We start from the raw sequence: 23,126 nt of genomic DNA, 5'->3' as shown, positions 1-23,126 counted from the left end.
TTAGTGAGGCTCATCCCATGGAAATGACCAATGCTCAGCGTCTAATTCTATCAAATCAATACTACCTAATGTCTCAAATGAACCCTGAGAACTCGGCGAAATACCAGCGTCTACAAACGATTGTAGAACGTGGTTACGAACTCCAAATGCGTGAACTTAACAAAGAGTTTGGTTGTTTGACTGAAGCAGAATGTCGCGAAATTATCGACATCATGGAGATGTACCATGCAATGCAAGAGTCGAACAAAATGCTTGCAGAACAAGAGCGTGCTGAAGTAGACCAACGTCGCCTGCAGTTCTTAGGTTTTGATATCGCTTCTGAAGCGCAGATCGTACACTACGTGCGTTTCCTTGTTGATTCTGAAGGTCTTTACCCTCAATTCGACAAAGCCGATCACCACTTCAATAGCCAGATGCCAATGCTAGAGAAGTACCGTCGCATGCTAACAACATGGCGCAACTGCCCTCGTCAGTACCACCTATGTGCGACAGAGCTATCTCAAATCTTTAGCGCTTAATTCGTTAATAGATCAGCGATAACTTTTAAAAAGTTTCAAGAAAAAGGGTTACTCATCATGAGTAACCCTTTTTTTAATGTTCGCACACAAAGAGAAAAACCAAAGCAACTAGAAAACGTAAGCAACACCAACGTTCGCGGCCATGTTGATACCACTTTCAAGTATTGGGCTATTCTCTATATCACCTTCAAGGTTGGTATAACGAACGCCACCAGTTACTCGAACATTTGGCGTAACATGCAGATAGCCACTATTTTGAACCCATTATTCTTCACTACATCTACCTATTTATTGAGCAATTTTTGATAACTTAGCGCATTATATGGTACTCCATTCCAAAAATCAATAGAGCCCAGTTATACATCTAATGCACATAAATCCATTGTGAGTATTGTTAAGCGACCTAAAATCTCAAAACAAACGGCCAGATCCCCTCGAATGTAAAATAATTTGATTCTACGCGCCTCAAGTTGCCTATTGCGCTCGCCACGTTTTTCACACGCAAAATTGTAAATAAATACATAATTGTTAAGCAAAATTGTGGAAGCGGGTCTAACCTTAAAATGTAGGGAGAGCCTATTTTTCAATCGCTCGTCAGTTTTGACTGGTTAACAAGGGGAATGTGACTATGAGTATCTTTGACCACTATCAATCACGTTATGAAGCAGCCAAGGAAGAAGAGCTGACATTGCAGGAGTTCTTAGGGCTGTGTAAAGACGATAAAAGTGCTTACGCTAATGCTGCCGAGCGCTTATTACTAGCCATTGGCGAACCAGAGGTTATTGACACTGCTCAAGACCCTCAACTGAGTCGTATTTTCTCAAACCGTGTCATCTCACGCTACAGCGAATTTAAAGATTTCTACGGTATGGAAGATGCGATTGAACAGATTGTTTCTTACTTAAAACATGCTGCGCAAGGTTTAGAAGAACGTAAACAAATCCTTTACCTACTTGGCCCTGTGGGCGGTGGTAAATCTTCTCTCGCTGAAAAACTCAAAGCCCTGATGCAGAAACTACCAATCTATGTATTGTCTGCTGACGGTGAACGAAGCCCAGTAAACGATCACCCATTCTGTCTATTCGACGTTAACGAAGACGGCGACTTATTGAAGAATGAATATGGCATTGAGAAACGCTATCTTCGCTCAATTATGTCTCCGTGGGCAGCGAAACGTCTGCACGATTTTGGCGGTGATATTTCCAAATTCAAAGTCATCAAACTGCGCCCTTCTATTCTCGATCAAGTTGCGATCGCGAAAACGGAGCCAGGTGATGAAAACAACCAAGATATCTCGTCTCTGGTTGGTAAAGTTGATATTCGTAAACTTGAACACTTCTCTCAAGATGATCCTGATGCCTACAGCTACTCTGGTGCGCTTTGTAAAGCCAACCAAGGTGTGATGGAATTCGTGGAGATGTTCAAAGCGCCAATCAAAGTATTACACCCTCTACTTACGGCAACACAAGAAGGTAACTTCAACGGTACCGAAGGGCTTTCTGCACTGCCATTTGACGGTATGATTCTCGCTCACTCGAACGAATCTGAGTGGCAGACCTTCCGTAACAACAAAAACAACGAAGCATTCCTCGACCGTGTGTACATTGTAAAAGTCCCTTACTGTCTGCGTGTGTCTGAAGAAGTTAAGATCTACAAGAAACTGCTTGAGCACAGTGAGCTATCCCAAGCGCCTTGCTCACCAAGCACACTCGATCTGCTATCGCAATTCAGCATTCTTTCGAGACTAAAAGAGCCTGAAAACTCATCTCTATTCTCTAAGATGCGTGTTTACGATGGTGAGACTCTAAAAGACACCGATCCAAAAGCGAAGAGCTACCAAGAGTACCGAGATTATGCTGGCGTTGACGAAGGCATGTCTGGGCTATCAACGCGTTTCGCCTTTAAGATCCTGTCTCGTGTGTTTAACTTCGACCAAGCCGAAGTGGCCGCGAACCCAGTGCACCTGTTCTACGTTATTGAGCAGCAAATCGAACGGGAGCAGTTCCCTCAAGAGACCGCCGAGAAGTACCTAGAGTTCTTGAAAGGATACCTAGTGCCACGCTACGTAGAGTTCATCGGTAAAGAAATTCAAACCGCTTATCTAGAGTCTTACTCTGAGTACGGTCAGAATATCTTCGACCGCTATGTCACCTACGCAGATTTCTGGATTCAAGACCAAGAGTACCGCGACCCAGAAACAGGCCAACTATTTGACCGTGCTTCTCTGAATGGTGAACTAGAGAAAATCGAGAAGACAGCCGGTATCAGTAACCCTAAAGACTTCCGAAATGAGATTGTGAACTTTGTGCTTCGTGCCAAAGCCAACAATAACGGTCAAAACCCAGTGTGGACGAGCTACGAGAAACTGCGCACTGTGATTGAGAAGAAAATGTTCTCTAACACAGAAGAGCTACTTCCTGTTATTTCGTTCAATGCTAAGACCTCAACGGATGATCAGAAAAAACATGACGACTTCGTTGCTCGTATGATGGAAAAAGGCTACACCGAGAAGCAAGTGAGACTGCTATCTGAGTGGTACCTAAGAGTTCGTAAATCCTCATAACTAAACGGTATTGAGCTGCTCAACTGAGCAGCTCGTATAAACCAATAACTTTTATACCTTAGTAAATCAATAACTCTTATACCCGAATAAAAAGTAGGATCGCGACATCAGCTGAGAGGGAGTTCTTATGGCACAATTTATCGATCGGAGGCTCAATGGCAAAAATAAGAGTGCTGTGAATAGACAGCGTTTCTTACGACGCCATAAAGAGCAAATCAAAGAATCTGTGGCCGATGCAGTTAACCGACGCTCAATCACCAATACAGAAACAGGTGAAGACGTCACTATTCCCCATAAAGACATCAAAGAGCCGAACTTTCACCAAGGTCAAGGCGGCGTAAGAGAGCGCGTTCACCCAGGTAATGATCAGTTCATCACTGGCGATAAAATCGAACGCCCTAAAGGTGGTGGTCAAGGTGGTGGCTCAGGCCAAGGCGACGCAAGCCCTGATGGCGAAGGCCAAGATGAATTTACCTTCCAAATTTCAAAAGATGAGTATCTTGATATTCTCTTTGAAGATTTAGCTCTACCTAATCTAGAGAAAAATCAGGTCAACAAAATCACCGAATGGAAAACTCACCGCTCTGGTTACCAAAGCGCGGGGATTCCATCCAACATCGCTATCGTTCGTTCACTACAGCAATCTCTGGCTCGTAGAACCGCGATGACAGCAGGTAAAAAGCGCGAGCTTAACCTACTGATGGAACAGCTTGACCAAGTTAAAATGACGGAGCCGGCACAACCTTTTGAGGAAGGTCGCCTCAAAGAAGAGATTGCCGAGTTACGTAAAAAGATTGAAAGCGTGCCGTTCATTGACACCTTCGACTTACGTTTTAAAAACTACGAGAAGCGCCCTATTCCATCTAGCCAAGCCGTGATGTTCTGTCTAATGGATGTATCGGGCTCTATGGATCAGGCCACAAAAGATATTGCGAAGCGCTTTTATGTTCTTCTGTATCTGTTCTTAAATCGCACCTACGAAAACGTCGATGTTGTGTTTATTCGTCACCATACTCAGGCTAAAGAGGTCGACGAACATGAGTTTTTCTACTCACAAGAAACGGGTGGCACCATTGTTTCAAGCGCACTGAAACTGATGAAGGAAATTGTCGCAGACCGCTACCCTGCTAATGAGTGGAACATCTATGCAGCACAAGCCTCTGATGGCGATAACTGGGCTGATGACTCTCCTCGCTGTAAAGAGTTACTGGTCAATACGCTTCTGCCAACTTGCCAATATTACTCTTACATCGAAATAACACGCCGCTCTCATCAAACACTTTGGCACGAATACGAAAAACTCGAGAGTAGCTTTGACAACTTCGCCATGAAAAACATTAAAACGGTGGATGATATTTTTCCTGTGTTTAGAGAACTGTTCCAGAAAGAGACAGCGTAAGGGAGTTTGCCATGACAGCGAAATCAAACGTTGCAGAGAAAAACAAAGCTGCAAAAAAGAAAAACGACAAGATGCTGCCTGATGGTCCAGATTGGACGTTCAACCTCTTGGAGAAATACCACGTAGAAATCAAACGTGTTGCGCAGCATTACCGTTTAGATACTTACCCAAACCAGATTGAAGTGATTACTTCAGAACAGATGATGGATGCCTACTCGAGCATTGGTATGCCTATCAATTACAACCACTGGTCTTTTGGTAAGAAATTCATTCAAACCGAGCAAAACTACAAGCATGGCCAAATGGGCTTGGCATACGAAATCGTAATCAACTCCGATCCGTGTATCGCTTACCTGATGGAAGAGAACACGGTCACAATGCAGGCGCTGGTAATGGCTCACGCTTGTTATGGCCACAACTCTTTCTTTAAAGGCAACTACCTGTTCCAAACATGGACCGATGCCAGTTCCATCATCGATTACTTGTTGTTTGCTAAGAAGTACATCAGTGGTTGTGAAGAGAAATATGGTGTTGCTGAAGTCGAGCAGCTCCTTGATTCTTGTCACGCACTGATGAATTACGGCGTAGACCGATACAAACGCCCTGAGAAGATTTCCATTGCAGAAGAGACAGCAAGACAAGAAGAACGCGAAGCTTATCTGCAATCTCAAGTGAATGAGCTATGGCGAACCGTTCCTCAAAATAAAAGTAAGGAAGAAGAGACCAAGATCCGCTTTCCTAGCGAGCCTCAAGAAAACATTCTCTACTTTATCGAGAAGAACGCACCACTGCTTGAACCTTGGCAACGAGAGTGTGTTCGCATCGTTCGCAAAGTGAGCCAATACTTCTACCCTCAAAAACAAACTCAAGTGATGAACGAAGGCTGGGCAACCTTCTGGCATTACACCATTCTTAACCACCTTTACGACGAAGGCTTGGTGAGTGATAAGTTCATCTTAGAATTCCTACACAGCCATACCAGTGTCGTCGCACAACCTGCCTACAACAGTCCTTATTTCAGCGGGATAAACCCTTATGCGCTTGGCTTTGCGATGTTTAGAGACATCCGACGCATCTGTGAAGAGCCAACCGATGAAGATAGAGAGTGGTTCCCTGAGTTAGCCGGAAGTGATTGGTTAGAAGCGGTGCACTTTGCGATGCACAACTTCAAAGATGAAAGTTTCATCAGCCAATACCTTTCTCCAAAAATCATTCGAGACTTTAAGCTGTTCTCTGTACTCGACGACGACCGTAAAAATACCATTGAGGTGAGTGCTATTCATGATGATCCGGGCTATCGCCTGATTCGTGAGAAGCTTGCGGCGCAATACAACCTAAGTAACCTTGAACCAAACATTCAGGTGTTTAATGTCGATGTTCGTGGTGACCGCTCAATGACACTGCAATATGTGCCTCACGACCGCATCCCGCTTGATAAAGGCTACGACGAAGTGATGAAGCATCTCTATCGCTTGTGGGGCTTTGATGTGATTTTGGAAGAGCTCAAAGACACGGGTCATCGAGAAATCCTGACGACTTGTCCAAAACGTAATGATTATGGAGCCAAGATTTAATATCAATCACAGTAAGTCAGTGTTTGGTATAAAACTCCGCTCCCCCTACAACATAGTGGTCACCCGCTCGGAAGTGGAGCAATAAAAAAACGCATAAGTCTGATGACTTATGCGCTTTCTTTTTAAGGCTCAAACGTCTGTAAATGAACGTAAGGCACCAAGCCTAGAACTAGAACTAGAACTAGAACTCAATAAGCTTAAACAATCGGCTTTTGACCGCGTTCAATCAGCTTCATCAGCACGCTGTCTGCAGATTTACCTGCCACGCCAGCTAGCTTGTCTGACAGCTTTTTCTTCTGTACATAGTGAATCGCTAGAACCGTCTTGTCTTTGCATGCTTCAACAACTAAGTCATCAGAAGTACGGATCTCATCCACCAGCCCAAGTTCATGTGCTTGTGTACCAAACCAGTGCTCACCCGTTGCAACCTTATCAAGGTCTAGCGCTGGACGATGGTCACGAATGAAGTCTTTGAATAAGCCGTGTGTCTCTTCTAGCTCTTCTTTGAACTTCTCACGTGCTTTATCGCTGTTCTCACCAAACATAGTCAGTGTGCGCTTGTACTCACCCGCCGTTAGCTGCTCGAACTCAATATCGTGCTTTTTAAGTAGTTTGTTGAAGTTTGGCAGTTGAGCGATAACACCAATAGAGCCAACAATAGCAAACGGTGCAGATACAATTTTGTCTGCGATACATGCCATCATGTAACCGCCGCTTGCCGCCACTTTGTCTACCGAGATAGTCAGAGGCAAACCTGCCGCTTTGATACGATCAAGTTGAGAAGACGCTAAACCATAGCCGTGAACCATGCCACCGCCAGACTCAAGTTTCAGCAATACTTCATCACCTTCACGAGCCACAGCCAGAACCGCCGTTACCTCTTCACGTAATGAAGCCACTTCTTTCGCATCAATGCTGCCGTTAAAATCAAGAACGAATAGATGTGGTTCACGCTTACTATCAAGCTCACCCTCTTTCGCTGCTTTCTTCACTTCTTTACCGCGTGATTTTACTTTCTCTTTTTCCGCTTTCTTTTCTGCTTTATCACGGGCTTTGATGAAAGCATCATCGTGTAGATGGTGCTCTAGTTGTTCAATCGTCTGTTTATGATGTTCAGATAGGTTCGTGATTTCCAGCTCACCTTTAATCGCGCTTGATTTCCCACCCACAGATTTAGCAATCACTAAAATTGCGATGATGGCGATTACAACGGTCGCAATCTTGGCTAAAAACAAGCCGTAGTCCAACAAAAATTCCAATGTCATATCCCCTATTGTATGAATTAGTGTATTGTAACCATCTTGTCACGATTACCAAGAATTTCTCATCATTCCTGCGGTTATCTGTGTGATTAAACATCAATGGAATGACGAACATAATAAAAGAAAGAAGGATAAGCACAGTGGATTACCCAATCTCTACAGATGCCCTCAAAGATAAAGTAATTTTGGTTACAGGTGCCGGTGCTGGCATTGGTCGCCAAGCAGCACTAAGCTTCGCTCAACATGGTGCAACTGTCATTCTGTTAGGCCGCAATGTTAAAAACCTTGAATTCATTTACGATGAAATCGAAAGCGCTGGTTACCCACAACCTGCGATTATCCCATTGGATTTAAAAGGTGCGACAAAGCAGAACTACGTTGATATGGCTGAAACCATTCAATCACAGTTCGGTCGTTTAGACGGTCTACTTCATAATGCTGGCGTTCTTGGCACTCTGAGCCCGTTTGAGCAGATTGATGAAGAAACCTTTGATGATGTTATGCAGATCAATGTGAAGTCTGAGTTCTTGATGACTCAAGCTCTGCTACCTGCACTTAAAAAAGCAGAAGCAGGTCGTATCGTATTTACCTCTTCAACGGTTGGTCACTCTGGTCGTGCATTCTGGGGCACTTACGCAATTTCTAAGTTTGCTACCGAAGGTATGATGCAGATCCTAGCGGACGAGCTTGAAGACACGAACATCCGTGTTAACGCAATCAATCCAGGCGGCACTCAAACACGTATGCGTGCAAAAGCGTACCCAGGAGAAGATGCGAATAAGCTAAAAACGCCACTCGACATCATCCCACTGTACCTACACTTAATGAACCCAAGTGTGACAGACATTAATGGCCAATGTATCGATGCTCAACCTAAGTAACTGATATCATTGACCAATAGTAAAAAGTCGCTTCCATAGCGGCTTTTTTTGTATCTAAATCAATCAACTAACACTGATACCAATCGTAGTAAATAACTGGTCATCCTAGCTTGTTAAAACACTCGATAACGGCGTTAGAAATTTTGATTGTAGAATAACTACTTATCGAAAATTTCTGCCTTGTTCTCAAGCATTTTTCCTGCGCTATTTATGATCACTTACTTACTGTGATTGGTATTATTCCCCTAATTTTCGTCATTTTGCTTTGCATCTTTTTCATTGTTAAATATACTGTATAAATATACAGGTATTTAATTATGCATGAACTAATAAAAAACTTACAAGACCGCCAGCTAATCTGGAAAGGGTTACAATCAACAACGCAAGGAAGTACCACTTCAACAGGCTATCCTCAACTGGATAAACAGCTTGATGGCGGCTTCCCGACGCACGGCGTTATTGAGGTTGAATCACAACAAGGGATCGGCGAGCTTCGCCTACTTACGCCCTATTTATCTCAACAAAACACGCAAAAACTGGCCATATTCATTAACCCGCCAGGGAAGATCTGTGCCGAGTTTTTTAACAGCCAAGGCATTGAATTAGAGAACATTCTCGTTATCCAGCCTCAACGCGATCTCGATGCGTTGTGGGCAGCTGAGCAGTGCCTCAAAAGCGGCGCTTGTCACTCTGTATTGCTATGGGGAGCCGATCTAGAAATACACCAAACCAAGCGCCTACAAGCAGCCAGTGAAACCGGTAAGTGCCTGCAGTTTCACTTTAAAGCCACCAGCCATAATCAACTATCCCTACCCGTTTCTTTAAGCATGAAGCTGTCTTCTCACGCGCAGGGATTAAAGGTTGAAGTGACTAAGAGAAAAGGCAGCTGGTCGTATGGCAGCTTTATTCTAGACATGACACACTACTGGCCGTTACTCACAGAGAAAGCCGTTTATGAAGACAATTCAGACCGCGCTTTGTCTGGTAACACTGTGCTGGCTTTTCCTATTGCGAAGCAAGGCTAACGTATGTTGTGGCTTTATCTGCACTTTCCATCTCTACAGTTGGATACCTTGTTTAACTCTAATGAATTGGGTTCGAACGAAGACTCACGCGAACAACCTATTATCATCGTGGATGAAAAAGATCACCGTGTACTGCAAGCGAACCCAGCTGCGCTGCAATCGGGAATTTCACTTGGTATGGGCTTAGGGTCTGCGGCGGCGCTGTGTCACAACTTACACGTACACCCTTACAGTATTGAACTGGAGAAAAGTAAGCTCAAAGAGATCGCTCAATGGGCGTATCTGGTCACTTCCGACATGGCGTTATTGCCACCTAATGGCTTGTTGATTAAAGCCTCTAACATGCTGTCACTTTACGACGGGCTAGATAACTACTGGCATGAGCTCAAAAGCCACTTAAAAACGCTCAATATCCAGTTCAGCTTCGCTACGGGTTATTCGCCGCTTTCTGCGATCCTTTTGGGTAAGCAAGCGATCAACCAAGCAACAAACAATATTGAGCAGATGAAAATTTGGGTCAATCAACAAGCATTGAATTCCAGTGAGCTACCGACCAAGCAAGTAGAACGCCTGAACCGTGTCGGTATCAATACCGTTGAAGACCTATTAAAGCTGCCTTTGCAAGAGGTCGCACGCCGCTTTGATATCGACTTGGTGAATTATGTCGGTCGCCTTAACGGCCAGTTCAAGCACCCGATTGATTTCTATCACCCACCAGAGAATTTCCAGCAATATTTGGAGCTGTTGTTTGATATTGAAAACATCCTGTTCATCGAAAAGCCGTTGCTGAAATTACTGAATCAACTCGAGTGTTTTTTGAAGCTGCGCGACCGAGTGGCTTTCGAGTTAACTCTGACTTTGCACCTAAGAGATAAAGACGATCACCCTGTCTCTTTTTATTCGGCACAAGGTGATTACCTTGCTGAAAAATGGGCGAACCTTACTCATCTCACCTTAGAGTCACTAAAGCTCACAGCACCGGTTCAGGGGCTAACTCTCAGCTTGATTCGTCATGGAGAACCCCAAATGGCCTACCATGATCTTTTTGATGGTAATACCGGAACACTTGCCGCGTTAGATTTGCTCTCACTACTGCAAGCAAAGCTTGGGCAAGCCTGCATTCAAACACCGAAAATACAGCACGACCCAAGGCCAGAAAAGGCCAATCAGTATTCGCTCCCAACACTGAGTAAGTCTGTAGCAAAAAAGCAAACACCCCCAGGGATCGAGCAACAAACCATAGCTCTCAGCGTCAATCAACAACGACTCCGGCCCAGTATTTTACTGCCAGAGCCCGAAGCCTTAACCGAAAGCGTCACCTTATCTCAAGGCCCAGAGCGCATTGTCTCTGGCTGGTGGGACGGAGAGAAGGTCATTCGTGACTACTTTATTGCTCACAGCGAAAACGGTCGGTGGCTCTGGATATTTAGAACGCCAGATAAGCAGTGGTTTTTGCACGGCTTATTTAGCTAGTCTGTTCTACTGATTCAATTTCAGCGTCCCTTTTCAATCATGTTCACTCGCAATGGTTAAGTGAGATTACTTTATGTCTCAGCAATACTCAGAGCTTTTCTGTCAAAGCAATTACTCCTTTCTAGAGGGAGCTTCGCATGCAGAAGAGCTTGTTTTACAGGCCGACTTCTTACGTTACAAAGCACTCGCGGTTACTGATGAGTGCTCAGTCGCGGGCATAGTTAAGGTTCACTCTGCGATCAAGCAACATAAACTATCACTCAAGCAAATTGTCGGGAGCATGTTTTGGCTAAATGAAGAGTGCCAAGTGGTCTTGATATGCCCAAACAGACAAGCCTACGCCGAGCTGTGCCGTATAATTACCAACGCGAGACGTCGTAGCAGCAAGGGACATTATCAGCTCTCTGAGTGGGATATCATGTCGGCTAAACACTGCTTTATTCTTTGGCTTCCTCAACAGAAAAATGAAGACGTGCACTGGGGGCAATGGCTATCCCAGCATCATTCAGGTCGGTTGTGGATTGGCTTACAAAGACACCTAAAGCAAACCGACCAGCAGTACACAGATTACTGCGTTGAGCTGTCACAACATCATCAACTGCCAATAACAGCTTGTGGTGGTGTGTTGATGCACAACGCGAATCGCTTACCCTTGCAGCACTCACTTACTGCGATAAAATATCAAAAGCCAATTACCGAAGTGGGCAGTCACTTACTCGCTAATGCCGAGCGTTGTTTGCGAAGTATCAATAAGCTCTCCCATATTTTCAAAGCTGAGTGGCTAGAAGAGAGCAACCGAATCTCCGAGTTGTGTGAATTTGATTTAGATAGCTTGCGCTACGAATATCCCAGTGAGCTGATCCCTCAAGGTGAAACACCCATGAGTTATCTGCGCATGTTGGTCGAAAAGGGAAAACGAGCTCGCTTCCCACAAGGTGTACCTAACGACATCCAACAGATCATAGAGAAAGAATTGGGGTTAATTGGCGAGCTTGACTACCCTTTCTTTTTTCTCACTATCCACGACATCGTGATGTTTGCTAAAAGCCAAGGCATTCTTTACCAAGGTCGAGGTTCAGCGGCCAATTCCGTGGTCTGTTACTGCTTAGAAATCACCTCTGTCGACCCAAGACAGATCTCGGTGCTGTTTGAGCGTTTCATCAGTAAAGAGCGCGATGAGCCGCCTGATATTGATGTCGATTTTGAACACGAACGTCGTGAAGAAGTCATCCAATACATCTATAAAAAATACGGTAGAGAACGGGCTGCACTTGCTGCAACAGTCATCTCTTATCGCTTCAAAAGTGCGGTGAGAGATGTGGGGAAAGCATTAGGGCTACAAGAAACTCAGCTCGACTACTTCATCAAGAACACCAATCGCAGGGACAAAAGCTTAGGTTGGCAGGCTCAGCTCACTCAATTAGGGCTACAACCTGATTCTTTGAAGGGGCAGCAGTTTATCCACTTGGTTAATGAGATTATCGGCTTCCCACGTCACTTATCTCAACATGTCGGTGGCTTTGTCATATCCTCAGGGCCTTTGTATGAGCTGGTTCCCGTCGAAAATGCAGCGATGCACGATCGAACCATTATCCAATGGGATAAGGATGATCTAGAAACCTTAGGCTTGCTGAAAGTTGATGTGCTCGCGTTGGGTATGCTCTCTGCGATTCGTAAATGTTTCGACCTGATCAAACGTATTCACGGGCGATCACTGACCATTGCTGAGATCACTCGCCTTAAGGACGATCCTCAGGTTTACGGCATGATTCAGCGAGCAGACACAGTCGGGATATTCCAAATTGAGTCACGCGCACAAATGAGCATGCTGCCAAGGCTTAAACCGAAGACTTATTACGACTTGGTGATTCAAATCGCTATCGTACGCCCAGGCCCTATTCAGGGTGATATGGTGCATCCGTTTCTCAAGCGTCGAGATGGCATTGAGCCAATCAGTTATCCATCTAAAGACGTGGAATCAGTACTGTCGCGCACCTTAGGTGTACCGATATTCCAAGAGCAAGTGATCAAACTCGCGATGGTCGCTGCAGGGTTCACAGGCGGAGAAGCAGATCAACTCAGACGGGCAATGGCCGCTTGGAAGAAAAATGGCAACGTCTTTAAGTTTAAAAACAAACTCATCGAAGGAATGCAAAAGCGCGGCTATGAGACAGAGTTTGCTGAGCAGATCTTTAAACAGATATGCGGCTTTGGCGAGTACGGTTTTCCTGAAAGCCACTCCGCTTCGTTTGCGGTGTTAGCGTATTGCTCCGCTTGGTTGAAATGCTACTACCCAGAGTGCTTCTACGCTTCTTTGTTGAATAGCCAACCGATGGGGTTTTATAGCCCTTCACAGTTAGTACAAGACGCACAACGACACAATGTGGTGATACTTCCGGTATGTGTGAACGCTTCTCAAAACGACCACACGGTTGCCCCTCATCAGAATGGTCTAGCGATTCGCTTAGGGCTGCGACAAATCAAAGGATTCAGCGAGCATGGAATTCAAAGCGTGCTCGCCAATCGTCCACCATCCGGTTATCGCCACCCTAGTCAGGTGAAACAGTTATCGATGAATAAGAAAGATATCGAGCTACTGGCATCGGCCAATGCGCTACATAACGTTTCTGGAGACCGCTTCCAGACTCGCTGGGCGATCATGGACTCGGCGTCGGATTTACCTCTGTTTAGCCAAGCCTATGACGATGCTGAGGCAGGACATGACGAACATGTACTGCACAAGCCCAATGAGATGCAAGATCTACTCGAAGACTTCACCAGTGTCGGAATTTCATTGAACAAGCACCCCATCACTTTGCTCGAAGAAGCAGGACGATTAGGTCGATTCACACACATGAAAGATTTAATACAGCAAAGACACAAATCTATGGTCACCGTTGTCGGATTAGTCACAGGTAAACAATCTCCCGGCACCGCGGCAGGTGTCACCTTTGTTACGCTGGAAGATAGCACTGGCAATATTAATGTCGTGGTATGGGGAGCAACCGCACGCGCTCAACAGCAAGCTTATCTCACAGCCAAGGCGTTAAAAGTACAAGGGATATTAGAAAAAGAAGGTGAAGTCGTGCATGTTATCGCGGGAAAACTTATCGATATTACCGATGAAATTGTTGGCTTGAAAACCAAATCTCGGGATTTTCATTAGCGAAGTACCAACTGTTCTCAATCGATCATTGGCTAAAGAAAAGAGAGAAAGAAAAACGAAAAAGGGAAGCATCCGCTTCCCTTCAATTCCAGTTGTTGAGTTATGACTCAACTTCAGCTTCCGTACGTCTTTTCTTAAATTCCCTATACAGTAATAAGCTCAAAGTCATGACGACTTTAGACGTTAACCATATCATTAAGAGGAACTACCTTAGATTGTGTGTGAAAAATTACGCTAGTAGTTGAGCATATTTCGTTAAGAAAAATATGCTGCGTGAATATTAGCAAGCGTTTTCTATAAGGTCACTCAAAACAAACCGTACAGCAGCATTAATTATAAAATCTGACGCATTCGCTCTTGAGTCACTTCAACCAAGAGGTCTGGCTGGAACTTAGAAATAAAGCGGTTACACCCTACTTTCTCAACCATAGCTTCATTAAAACTTCCACTTAATGAAGTATTTAGCGTGATGAATAGGTCATGCATTCTTGGGTCAGTACGTACTTCGTGTGTCAGCTTGTAGCCGTCCATTTCAGGCATTTCAGCATCGGTGATCATCAACAATATTTCTTGATTGATGTCTTTGCCTTCATCACACCAGCCCTTAAGTAAGGTCAGTGCTTCTAAGCCATCACAACACTCAATAATGTTCAAACCCAACTGCGACAAGGTGCCTTTGATCTGGTTACGCGCTGTTGAAGAGTCATCAACGATAAGCACATTGCGTCCTATCATCTCCTGAGCTAATTGTTCATCTAAAACGCCTTCAGAGATCGAGACATCGTAATCAATGATCTCAGCCAACACTTTCTCAACATCGATGATCTCGACGATCTTGTGCTGCTCTTCTTCTTGAATATGCGTAATAGCGGTTAGGTAGTTTGCACGGCCTGTTGTCTTTGGCGGCGGCTGGATTTCTGTCCATGTCGTGTTCACGATATTACGAACTTGCCCAACCAAGAAACCTTGTACGGTTCGGTTGTATTCCGTAATAATCAGGTTGCTCTCTTGAGACTCCGCACGAGATGGCGGAAAGCCAATGGCACTGCGTAAATCGATAACAGGCACCGATTCACCACGTAAAGACGCAACACCCGTAATATGATGATGAGAGCCCGGTAAGCGAGTGAGTACTGGCACTTTGAGGACTTCTTTCACTTTAAATACGTTAATCGCAAATAGTTGACGACTATTTAAGCTGAATAACAAGAGTTCCAGACGGTTTTCACCGACCAGTTTGGTTCTCTGATCAACCGAATTTAAAACGCCAGACATACAACACCTTAGTGACAAATAATAACTGTGGCTACAATAGCCTACTTCAATAGGTTAAAGCAAAGCGCCAATGCACAGAATGCTTAAACTAAGTACAACAAATGATGTTATACAAAGCTTAAGTACATGGAAAGGTTCAAGGTAAGGCTACAAGACGAGAAAAAGGGGTTAACCTTCAATAACTTTCATTAACAGTTGGCCATCGTATAAGGCCTGCTTGATGAGCGCAGCACCTGGCATGGTTGCCTGCTTATAAAAACGAGATTCCACCAGCTCTAAGTCTTTATGGTAAACCGATAGACTCTGCTCTTCGATACACTTTTGAATCGCCGGGTATAACACGCTCTTCGCCTGATTGATAACACCACCCACCAAGATTTTCTCTGGGTTGAACAGGTTAATCACAATCGCAATCGCAGAACCTAGATAACGGCCTAACTGTTCAATCACTTCGACAGCCAGCGGATCCCCATTAGCAGCGGCAGCACAGATCTGTTCAATAGTGACGTTTTCAAACACCGTTAGCGTTGATTCTTCACCATTTACCAATCGCTCTTTGACTTGCTCACGGATTGCCTGAGAACTCGCCACCGTTTCTAAACAGCCTCGATTACCACAGTGGCAAAGCTTGCCTTCCTTGTCGATCTGGATATGCCCCAACTCACCGATGTTACCGTGACGTCCTTGCAGAACGCGACCATCAAGAATGATCCCGGCACCTAAACCGTGGTGAATCGAGATAAGAACAGAGTTGTCGTTGTCTTGTGAGTTACCAAACAGCTTTTCTGCTAATGCCCACGCTCGGGTATCATTGGCAATAAAAACTGGCAAACCGGTTTCTTTGTAGATCTCCGGCCCCAACGCTAAGTTTTCAACGTTATAGTGCGGCATCTGCAACACAATACCTTGCTCTGAATTCACCAGACCTGGCAGTGTGATAGCGATACTCGTCACCCTGTCGAGTTGCTCGGCATAGGTTTGGAAGAACTCATCGATTTCATGGAGAAGACGCGCAAGCACATCGTCTTGATCACGTTCATGGATATCAATCTTGGTATCGATAAGCACGTCGCCGCCCAATTCATGGAGCGCGATCGTCAAGTATCCGCGACCAAGACGCATCGACAAAAATTGCCAACCTTCGTTATTGGTTTGCAGACCGACAGCAGGACGGCCACGAGTCGTGGCTTCTTGAACCGTCGTTTCGTGAATAAGGTGAGCTTCAATGAGTTCACGGGTAATTTTAGTAATACTCGCCGGAGCCAACTCACTTTGCTTGGACAGATCGATACGAGAAATAGGACCTTTAAGGTCAATTAGTTTATATACACGACCAGCATTGACCTGTTTGATATGATCAATATGGCCCGGTTGAGCCATGTACATTTTACGCTCCAGAAATCATCAACGAGGTAATTTTTTTACTTTGCGAAGTAATTGTGAAGTCACTTGGTATATCGCCGTGACCAGTATCACGTATATACATGAATCTTTGTGTATCGAGTCAAATAGTTCGAGGAAAATTAACACCCACATCGATAATTTGCGACTTAATTTTCAGAATAAAACATCGCATTTGAGCCCTGAATTCAATAATTAAAGGCAAATCAAGAAATATCCTCCTAGCTCCCAATAAATTATCAATTAATGCATATACTTAATTCAGTCTTTTAAAAGATTACTTGGCCTCACTCTAGGAGTATTCATGACAGCCGAATTAAGAAAAACGAAAATCGTCACAACGCTAGGCCCTTCTACTGATAAAGGTAACGTGCTTGAAGAGATCATCAAAGCCGGTGCCAATATTGTTCGTATGAACTTCTCTCACGGCACCAGCGACGACCATATACAACGCGCAGAAAAAGTCAGAGCAATAGCAAAAAGACACGGTACTCAAATCGCCATTCTCGGAGACTTACAAGGTCCCAAGATTCGTGTGTCGACATTCAAAGATGGCAAAATCCAACTTGCCGTAGGCGACCTGTTCACTCTCGATAGCAGCCTAGGTTTAGGTGAAGGCAATCAAGAAGCCGTTGGCCTTGATTACAAAGAACTGCCTAACGACGTATCCGCCGGCGATATACTGTTGCTTGACGATGGTCGTGTTCAACTCAAAGTAACCAAAGTGGAAGGCTGTCGCGTTCATACCGAAGTCATCATTGGCGGCCCACTCTCAAATAACAAAGGCATCAACAAAAAAGGGGGTGGCCTTTCCGCAGAAGCGCTAACAGAAAAAGACAAGCGCGACATCGTCACCGCCGCACAAATCAAAGTGGATTACCTAGCGGTGTCTTTCCCTCGTAATGGTGAAGACATGCACTATGCTCGTCAGCTTGCACGAGAAGCCGGCTTAGAAGCTCACCTCGTCGCAAAAGTGGAGCGAGCAGAGACAGTAGCTACAGTTGAGAACATGGATGACATCATAATGGCCTCAGATGTGGTCATGGTGGCTCGTGGTGACCTCGGAGTGGAAATTGGCGACCCTGAGTTAGTCGGAGTACAAAAACAGCTTATACGCCGTGCCAGAGCGCTTAACCGAACTGTCATCACCGCAACTCAGATGATGGAATCAATGATTTCTGCGCCAATGCCAACCCGTGCCGAAGTTATGGATGTTGCCAACGCCGTACTCGATGGCACCGATGCTGTGATGCTGTCTGGTGAAACTGCAGCTGGTGACTACCCAGTCGAGACCGTAAAATCGATGGCTGAAGTCTGTATTGGTGCGGAAAAAATGGCAGGCATTAATAACCAATCCAATTACCGTATTGACCGCACCTTTGTTACTGCCGAAGAAACCGTTTCGATGGCGACCATCTACTCTGCAAACCATATGGAAGGCATTAAAGGCGTTGTCACTCTCACCGAGTCAGGCCGCACCGCACTGATGATGTCTCGCCTGAGTGCCGACATGCCGATCTACGCGCTGTCTCGTAACGAAGGAACGCTTAATCGCTGTACCTTATACCGAGGTGTGACACCTATCTACTTCGAGACAGAAGCCGAAGACAGCTTTGACATTGCACTATCTACACTCACTTGCTTGAAAGAGAAAGGACACCTTAAGTTTGGTGACCTAGTGATCGTCACTCAAGGCGACATTATGGATGTAGCAGGGTCAACCAACTGTATGAGAATCTTGCCTGTCACCTGATATTTGACCTTAAGGCGAAACGATTCGCCTAATCTCAAAAACTTAAAAGGGTTATCGAACCAAGTTCAATAACCCTTTTTCATTTCAGAACACGACTCACTACAATCTGCTTAAACAGCATAACGAGCTCACAGTATGCTAGCTCATCAACTTCGAGAATTACTTGCCAGCAGCAATGGTGGCTAACTGTGGCATATGAGAATTGCGCGCGTTTTCCGTTGAGGTATAGGTCTCCACAAATCGGTAACCGGCTTCTAAACCCAATTCGTAATCATGCAGTAAATCATCTTTATGACTCATTAATGAGCTCGATTTAAGCGTTTGACTAGGTGCTATCTGAACCACAAACGCGTCGTCTGGTGGCGAATTCAAAAAATCCTGAGTCAATGAGTAGGTCTGATAATGCACCATCAGCATGTCAGCCAACCCTGAATCAAACTTATCTCCGATTAAATGACTTAAGCGATAAATATCATCTGCACCAAATAGCCAGCGACCACCGTTCAGCAGGTCTAAATGCCCACGGTCACGCTTCTGCTCTTTTGAGCGCATAATTTGTTGTTGGAAGAAAGAGGTCCAGTCGGTTTTCCACTGTTCCACTTTCTGTTGCCAATGGCCTTGAACACTGTCGAAAGATTCGCGGAACCACTCCAGTTCTTCTGCAGATATAGGTTTAGGCGCTTTGACTGAAGATCCCTTAACTGGTGCTTCAACCAAATGGGTATTACCTTCCTCCACCACTGGCTCAGTACGAATCACCACAATAGAACGAGCTTGTCTTCGCCACGCTTCCTGAACTGGGATACACGCCGATACACCACCGTCCACATAAGCACTGTCACCAATAAAGACTTCGTCATTGTACAAGCGAGGAATAGCACAGGTCGCAATCATCACCTTGTACCAATCTTCGCCCAATAATGGGAAGTAGTGGTCTCGTAAGTCTTTGGAATCCGTTACAGCCGCATAGAAGTGGCGATCGCCTAGCGTTTGTCGCCCTAAATCCAGATCGAGCTTATATGGGTAAGCCATGATTTGTTCTAGCGCCCATTCTAATCCTAGGTTCTTTCTGTGTCGTATATAGGAAAAGAGATTGAAGAACTCTGGTGAGGTTGTGAGGTCGAGAACAAAAGAACGTCCAAGGCCTTTATCACGGCACAGATAAGCACATAAGTTGAGAGCACCTGCTGAGGTACCAAAAAATTCGTCGAAGGGGTCAAAATTTGAGAGAAGAAAGGCATCCAGCACTCCAGAAGTAAAAATACTTCTCTGTCCGCCACCTTGAGCGACCAGTGCTGTTTTTCCAGCAATAAACTTAGCGTAATAATCCAAGTCTATTGCTGTATCAATATTGGTTATAATCCCACTATTCATTATTCCCTGAGTATCAAAACTCAGCCTCGCAATAGATGGTATTAACTACCAATCGCAATAAAGCCAAATGAAAGAATGATCATGTAGATAAACACGGTAATTTGTAGGGCATTTTTCAGATTATGGTCCATAGACACCTCTGGCTTATTATTAATTTGTCGAGTCTCTATTTAAGTACTATCAGGTGTGTGAAGTATCTTCAAGAATCGTCGAAATTAGTCGCACAATATTGATGTAACCATCACAATTAGTAAGTGTATGGATAAGGATATACTCATGAATAACAAAGCAAATATGATGGCACTGATTACGCTTCTCTCCGTTTCAAGCGCGTATGCTTCGCCGGAGATCATCATTACACCTATGGTAGGTTATACCGGCGGTGGCAGTGTCGAAGACCAGGACGGTAAAACCTATGACATGAAAGGCTCTGAAAATTACACCTTTGCCATTGAAACGCCACTTGAAAAAGGACGCATCGGCTTCTTCTACTCCAATCAGAGCTCGGAATTAGAAACGCTCAACCTAAGCTCCTCCATCCAATACCTGCACCTTCAAAGCAGCATCTACTACCCTGCTTCGCCTGTGTTGTCGGGTTATCTAGGGCTAGGCCTGGGTGCTTCTTACGTCGATGTAGACTGGGCAAAAGATAAGTATGGATTCTCAACTTCTATCTTTGGTGGCTTAGAGTACAAATTTAGTGACCGACTAGCGTTGAACACACAAGTACGTTGGTTAGGCACGGTTGTCGACAACGATACCTCCGGTGTTTGTAATATCCCAAATAACGGGCAAGAGTGCATCATTCGCTTTGATACCGACTGGATGAACCAATTCCAAGCCAATGTCGGACTGAGTTTTACTTTCTAAGCGGCTCAATGAAGCAAAAATATAAGATCGGCCCAAACTAAAAAACCAGCTAAATGCTGGTTTTTTCATTATTAAAACGGTTTTAGTTCAGGTTAGAACTTATAGGTAACACCTAAAGCGCCGCCCACTTGCAACTCAACACCTTTATACATATCGAGTTCAGGGTGAACTTGAGCGTAAGCATTCCAACCTTCGTAGAAATTCACTTTCACGCCTAACGGCAAGCGTAAGCCAAAGTCGTCATTCCATTCAGCCCAAGCACCAGCACCGACGTACCAGCTCAACGGAGCTTCAGTCTCGAACTGACCACGCTTCAAAATGTAATCAAAGGCAGCGCCGTCATTGCCAATCGTAGCACGGTATTTCTGATCAAATTCCACAACGACACTCAGGTCTTGGTCAATGGCAAGTCCAACTTCCAAAGCTGGAGCTTCAGAAGCGTGAGCAAACGAGGCTCCGCTGCAGCACATAAGGCCGATCAAGTAACGATGTTTCATAATATTCTCAGACTGTATTTAAAAAACGGAAGTCTACTGGAATCTCAGCAAAAGGTGTCATCGCTGGGTAAAAGATAAAAGACACGAAAAATTTAAGAGCAACCATCAACTGATCGAGTTGAATGATAAGTATCTGAGTTAATGGAGATTAAGCACAATAGATCTTTCATAGAGCAGAAAACAAAAAAGGAGGCCTTTCGGCCTCCTTTCAATTTATTGAATCAGAGAATTAACCGTTGTTACGGATCCACTCATCCATGTCTGTCTTAAGGTTGTCAGACTTAGTACCGAAGATAGCTTGTACGCCACCCGCTACTACTACAACACCTGCAGCGCCTAGTTTCTTCAGCTTGTCTTGGTCAACAAGAGCTGTATCAGCTACTGCAACACGTAGACGAGTAATACAAGCGTCAAGACCAGTGATGTTCGCTTTGCCACCGAATGCAGCAACTAGCTCACCAGCAAGTTCAGAACCAGTCGCAACTGACTCTTCTTCAGTCTCGTCTTCACGGCCTGGAGTTTTAAGGTCTAGAGCTTTAATCACAGTGCGGAATACGATGTAGTAAATTGCAGCGTAAGCAATACCACATACAACCATTAGGCCCATCTTAGACGCGTTGCCAGATAGAACTAGGAAGTCGATTAGACCGTGTGAGAAAGATGTACCGTGTACAAAACCTAGAGTGTTCGCAAGAACGTATGCAGAACCAGCTAGTAGAGCGTGGATTGCGTACAGTACTGGAGCAACGAATAGGAAAGAGAATTCGATTGGTTCAGTGATACCCGTTAGGAATGAAGTCAACGCAGCAGAAGCCATGATGCCCATTACTTTAGCGCGGTTTTCAGGCTTAGCTGAGTGTGCAATCGCGATTGCAGCAGCAGGTAGACCGAACATCTTGAACATGTAACCACCAGCTAGCTGACCGAAGCCATTGCCCGCTGCACGAGATGCGTCATCAGCAACTAGGTAACAAGTAAGAACACCGTTTTGAGTTTCGCCAGCAGCGTTTACACAAGTACCAGCTTCAAAGAAGAAAGGTACGTTCCAAACGTGGTGAAGACCAAATGGAATTAGAGAACGCTCAACGATACCGTAGATACCAAACGCCACTTGTGGGTTTTGGTGAGCAGCCCAATCAGAGAACGCAGAGATAGCGCCGCCAACTGGTGGCCATACTACAGATAGTAGGATTGCTAGACCAATCGCAGAGAAACCTGTGATGATTGGCACAGCACGCTTACCAGCGAAGAAGCCAAGGTACTCTGGTAGTTGAATACGGAAGAAACGGTTGAATGCCCAAGCAGCAACACCACCGACTAGGATACCACCTAGTACACCAGTATCGATTTTATCAACGCCCATTACACCAGCCATTACGCCAAGTGTAGCAGTCATGATGCCATAACCAACGATAGCAGCTAGACCCGCTACACCATCGTTGTTAGTAAAGCCAAGTGCAACACCTACTGCGAACAGTAGTGCCATTTGACCGAATACTGAACCACCAGCTTGTTCCATTAAGTTTGAAACGATTTCTGGAATGAAAGGAAGATCTGCTGCACCGACACCTAGCAAAATACCCGCAACTGGTAAAACTGATACTGGAAGCATCAGAGACTTACCAACTTTCTGCAGGCTAGCAAAAAGGTTCTTAAACATGTTTATGCTCCTGATAAAGATAAAATAATTATATTGGGTTCTAACGGCACACCCCCGTAGCCTATATGTTAGCACCCTGCGAAAATGTAACCATGTATTGCATTATATTTTCTGCCGCTAAATATATATTGATGGGGAACTAACTTTCTAGTCACTTACGAAATTTAGTTCCAAAACACGTCTTGGATCACATGTCAAATCTAGAAATGCAATGCTTTACAAGTGTTTAATGCATTGAAATATATGAGTATTTTTCAAGAGCCCTATTATTTTACTGGGTAAATAAAATAGGAGCGAATGTTATTTTTAGTAACAAAATTACAAATGTTATAATTAGCGCTCTCAAGTTCAACATAATTCGTAAACATTAAAAAAAAACGTATTTTTGGTGATCAAAAACACAAAAAGGGAGCTTTTGCTCCCTTTTATTTGTTT

The 23,126-nt window shown here is 44.6% G+C and carries 17 protein-coding genes and 1 pseudogene; 10 read left to right on the top strand and 8 right to left on the bottom strand.

The genetic code is table 11. The annotated features are described in order from the left end of the window. The first annotated feature begins 17 nt into the window (after window positions 1-17). The gene (locus AB6E30_RS02255) at window positions 18-518 is read left to right on the top strand and encodes a YfbU family protein (protein WP_017070032.1); all 501 of its coding nucleotides are present in this window, start codon (window positions 18-20) and stop codon (window positions 516-518) included. Window positions 519-626: 108 nt separating this feature from the next. Here AB6E30_RS02255 and AB6E30_RS02250 read toward each other — a convergent pair. Beyond that, window positions 627-767 (bottom strand): annotated as a pseudogene (locus AB6E30_RS02250) (MipA/OmpV family protein); the annotation flags it as partial. 379 nt (window positions 768-1,146) lie between these two features. Between AB6E30_RS02250 and AB6E30_RS02245 the strand changes: the two are divergent. The 3 genes from AB6E30_RS02245 to AB6E30_RS02235 all read left to right on the top strand — a co-directional run bounded on the left by AB6E30_RS02245 (window position 1,147) and on the right by AB6E30_RS02235 (window position 6,054). After that, on the top strand, window positions 1,147-3,081 hold the full coding sequence (locus tag AB6E30_RS02245) for a PrkA family serine protein kinase (protein ID WP_017062132.1): 1,935 nt from the start codon (window positions 1,147-1,149) through the stop codon (window positions 3,079-3,081). A gap of 127 nt (window positions 3,082-3,208) precedes the next feature. Beyond that, on the top strand, window positions 3,209-4,480 hold the full coding sequence (locus AB6E30_RS02240) for a YeaH/YhbH family protein (RefSeq protein WP_017062133.1): 1,272 nt from the start codon (window positions 3,209-3,211) through the stop codon (window positions 4,478-4,480). 11 nt (window positions 4,481-4,491) lie between these two features. Beyond that, complete coding sequence (locus AB6E30_RS02235; RefSeq protein WP_017062134.1) at window positions 4,492-6,054, top strand: SpoVR family protein; 1,563 nt, start codon at window positions 4,492-4,494, stop codon at window positions 6,052-6,054. 197 nt (window positions 6,055-6,251) lie between these two features. Here the strand turns inward: AB6E30_RS02235 and sohB are convergent, their stop codons facing one another. Continuing rightward, window positions 6,252-7,313: a protease SohB gene (gene sohB, locus AB6E30_RS02230; RefSeq protein WP_004737399.1), complete on the bottom strand. Its 1,062-nt coding sequence runs from the start codon at window positions 7,311-7,313 to the stop codon at window positions 6,252-6,254. A gap of 143 nt (window positions 7,314-7,456) precedes the next feature. On the opposite strand from sohB, the gene AB6E30_RS02225 reads away from it, so the two are divergent. The 4 genes from AB6E30_RS02225 (at window position 7,457) to AB6E30_RS02210 (ending at window position 13,861) form a co-directional block, all read left to right on the top strand. Continuing rightward, entirely contained in the window at window positions 7,457-8,197 is a 741-nt protein-coding gene (locus AB6E30_RS02225) for a YciK family oxidoreductase (RefSeq protein WP_017062135.1), read from the top strand. A gap of 317 nt (window positions 8,198-8,514) precedes the next feature. After that, entirely contained in the window at window positions 8,515-9,222 is a 708-nt protein-coding gene (gene imuA / locus AB6E30_RS02220) for a translesion DNA synthesis-associated protein ImuA (RefSeq protein WP_136978349.1), read from the top strand. A 3-nt stretch (window positions 9,223-9,225) separates the two neighbouring features. Then, a complete protein-coding gene (locus AB6E30_RS02215; protein WP_136978350.1) occupies window positions 9,226-10,695 on the top strand; it encodes a DNA polymerase Y family protein in 1,470 nt (489 codons plus the stop codon). 73 nt (window positions 10,696-10,768) lie between these two features. Beyond that, entirely contained in the window at window positions 10,769-13,861 is a 3,093-nt protein-coding gene (locus AB6E30_RS02210) for an error-prone DNA polymerase (RefSeq protein ID WP_372102509.1), read from the top strand. 333 nt (window positions 13,862-14,194) lie between these two features. Here AB6E30_RS02210 and AB6E30_RS02205 read toward each other — a convergent pair whose 3' ends face one another. Then, complete coding sequence (locus tag AB6E30_RS02205) at window positions 14,195-15,136, bottom strand: chemotaxis protein CheV (RefSeq protein WP_017062139.1); 942 nt, start codon at window positions 15,134-15,136, stop codon at window positions 14,195-14,197. Window positions 15,137-15,304: 168 nt separating this feature from the next. Next, window positions 15,305-16,522 (bottom strand): ROK family protein, encoded by a 1,218-nt coding sequence (locus tag AB6E30_RS02200; protein WP_372102507.1) that lies wholly within the window; start codon window positions 16,520-16,522, stop codon window positions 15,305-15,307. A 319-nt stretch (window positions 16,523-16,841) separates the two neighbouring features. On the opposite strand from AB6E30_RS02200, the gene pyk reads away from it, so the two are divergent. After that, window positions 16,842-18,290, top strand: a complete 1,449-nt coding sequence (gene pyk, locus AB6E30_RS02195) for a pyruvate kinase (protein WP_017062141.1) — start codon at window positions 16,842-16,844, stop codon at window positions 18,288-18,290. A 159-nt stretch (window positions 18,291-18,449) separates the two neighbouring features. Here pyk and AB6E30_RS02190 read toward each other — a convergent pair whose 3' ends face one another. Together AB6E30_RS02190 and AB6E30_RS02185 are read right to left on the bottom strand one after the other, a co-directional pair. Further along, on the bottom strand, window positions 18,450-19,664 hold the full coding sequence (locus AB6E30_RS02190; RefSeq protein WP_136982864.1) for a patatin family protein: 1,215 nt from the start codon (window positions 19,662-19,664) through the stop codon (window positions 18,450-18,452). Window positions 19,665-19,705: 41 nt separating this feature from the next. Then, window positions 19,706-19,795, bottom strand: coding sequence for a YnhF family membrane protein (locus AB6E30_RS02185; RefSeq protein WP_100214626.1), 90 nt, complete (start codon window positions 19,793-19,795; stop codon window positions 19,706-19,708). Between the two features lie 145 nt (window positions 19,796-19,940). On the opposite strand from AB6E30_RS02185, the gene AB6E30_RS02180 reads away from it, so the two are divergent. Continuing rightward, the gene (locus AB6E30_RS02180; protein WP_017067207.1) at window positions 19,941-20,534 is read left to right on the top strand and encodes an outer membrane beta-barrel protein; all 594 of its coding nucleotides are present in this window, start codon (window positions 19,941-19,943) and stop codon (window positions 20,532-20,534) included. Window positions 20,535-20,626: 92 nt separating this feature from the next. Here the strand turns inward: AB6E30_RS02180 and AB6E30_RS02175 are convergent, their stop codons facing one another. Continuing rightward, on the bottom strand, window positions 20,627-21,031 hold the full coding sequence (locus AB6E30_RS02175) for a hypothetical protein (RefSeq protein ID WP_017070535.1): 405 nt from the start codon (window positions 21,029-21,031) through the stop codon (window positions 20,627-20,629). 229 nt (window positions 21,032-21,260) lie between these two features. Next, window positions 21,261-22,691, bottom strand: coding sequence for a PTS glucose transporter subunit IIBC (gene ptsG, locus AB6E30_RS02170; protein ID WP_017062145.1), 1,431 nt, complete (start codon window positions 22,689-22,691; stop codon window positions 21,261-21,263). Window positions 22,692-23,126: the final 435 nt, after the last annotated feature.

Source organism: Vibrio sp. 10N.247.311.12 (genome assembly GCF_041467515.1).
In the GTDB taxonomy this organism is placed as follows: Bacteria; Pseudomonadota; Gammaproteobacteria; order Enterobacterales; family Vibrionaceae; genus Vibrio; species Vibrio crassostreae_C.
This window is presented reverse-complemented; position numbering and strand designations above follow the sequence as displayed.